At 46.5% G+C, this 1,981-nt stretch carries 1 protein-coding gene; it reads right to left on the reverse strand.

Going from position 1 to position 1,981, the window contains the following annotated elements; all coding sequences use genetic code 11:
* On the reverse strand, window positions 1-1,981 hold a 1,981-nt coding region (locus CXF78_RS15490), incomplete at both ends, for an SDR family NAD(P)-dependent oxidoreductase (protein ID WP_145991483.1).

Genomic DNA, 1,981 nt, shown 5'->3' on the forward strand with positions numbered 1-1,981 from the left:
TATAATTCAGCGCCTGAATACAATGGTGACATGTTGGTCCATTGAGCCAAACTGCTGTCGCCAACAGTCGGTTTAGCAACATCAGCTGCCAATATCACATGATTGATCACCAATTGAGCTTGGTATTGCGGTTTCATAGCAGCACTTGGATCGTTTACCAAACGAGAGGAGATCAGCGCGCTGATCCCTGCGTCAGTTTGCGTTAGTTCCAGTTGCAACAAATGTGGCTCATTGGTGTCAAAAATAACCCCTTTAAGCAATTTGTATTCAGCAATACTGACTGGCACATGACATAAAGTTTCTGCCGCATCACGCATCCATTGCATGGCGCATACCGTCGGTAATACCGGATTGCCAGCAATACAATGATCGCTAACAAAAAGCATTTCAGCCGGGGTTAATACTCGAGTCACCGTCTGACTGATAACATCAGCAGCCGATGTCTTAGTCGTAACGGCCTCAGTTGTAACTGCGTTAGCCGTAAATGCTTTAGTCACAAGTGTATTAGTAGCAAATGTCAGCGAACCCTTGGCCATAAGCAAAGCGTCCGCATTAAGCTTTTTTGCAGCGTTGTCCTGCTCTGATGAACCTTGCATATCAGAGCCAATAAGCAGTTGTGCCCCTTGTTGGCTTAATAAACTGTGAGCAAATAGCTCGGCACCCGCTTTTAGCGGAATAACGTAAACGCCACGTTCAACAAACATTTTCTTTAATGCTGAGCTGACCATACCGCCATCCCAAGGGCCCCAATTAAAACTCATCACTTTAGCTTGAAGTAAGGTGTGCGCCAGTTTCAGCGCAGTTTTATTGAGGATTTCATTCGACATAGCGTAATCACTCTGTCCGGTATTACCGTAAAAACCGGCCGCCGATGAAAACAGTGCAATCAGCTTAATCTGTTGTGGGTCGAGTGCATTTATAATGCTGGCAAGCCCAGTCACTTTGGTGTGGTATACGCGGTTAAGTTCATCCAAGGTTTTATCTTGAATGTGCTTATCGGCTAACACGCCCGCACCGTGAATAACCCCATTAATGGTTAATGATTCACCCTTAGCATTCGTTAGGCTGTTAAGACTGGCAGCTACTGCTTTGGCGTCGCTGACATCCATCGAGACATATTGAGCACTGGCGCCGACCTTGCTGAATGCGTTTAACGCAGCATCTATTTCTAGGCTGCTGCTTATTGGCCATACGAGTGCATCAATCTGTTTTGGCGTCGGTTTGTTGCCTTGAGATTGAATATAAGCGATGGCTGCGGATTTTAACTCAGAGACTTTTTTGCCTTGTGCCCAAGCCGGTAAGTCTTTGCCAAAATGTTGGCTACGACCCGCTAACACAAAATGTGATTGGCATTGTTTGGCTAAGGTGAGGGCGCATTCAAACGTTACGCCTTTTGCACCGCCGGTGACCAAAATAGTGTCATTTTTGTTTAGGCTTGCTGGTGTAAACTGTTCGCTAGCGTTGCCGGCAACTAAGGTTACTCGACCTTGGTTACTGATCCCCACTTCATTAATGCGGTCCGCGCTAGCATTGGCACCATTGATATCAAATAACTCAGCAACGATGGCATCGGCAAAGCTTGTAGTATCAATATTGTTGGCAATGTCTAATGCGCGGCAAAACACCTGTGGCCATTCATGGCTTAGGGTTTTGCTTAGACCAGACAAGGCTGCTTGGTTAAGCTCTGCTGTTGCTAGCTGAGTATTATCAAGATAACCAAATCCACCGTCTAAACGGCTCACGGTAAAGTAGCATAAACGCGAAGCTTGAGTTGGTTTGGCAAACTCAGCGTGAAGATGCTTAGCCCATAAAAACGCGTTGTCGACAGCGGCTTTTGCTGCAACAGTGCACGACATTAATTCGCTGCTGTTAGCGGTAGCTTGCGGCTGTAAATGAATAAAGCCCGCAATGGCATGTTCAGCGCCCAAGTCGGCCTTAATATCGGCAATCACTTGTGCAATTTGGGCATCATCAATGCTGC

Source organism: Shewanella sp. 11B5, from assembly GCF_002836795.1.
Lineage (GTDB): Bacteria > Pseudomonadota > Gammaproteobacteria > Enterobacterales > Shewanellaceae > Shewanella > Shewanella frigidimarina.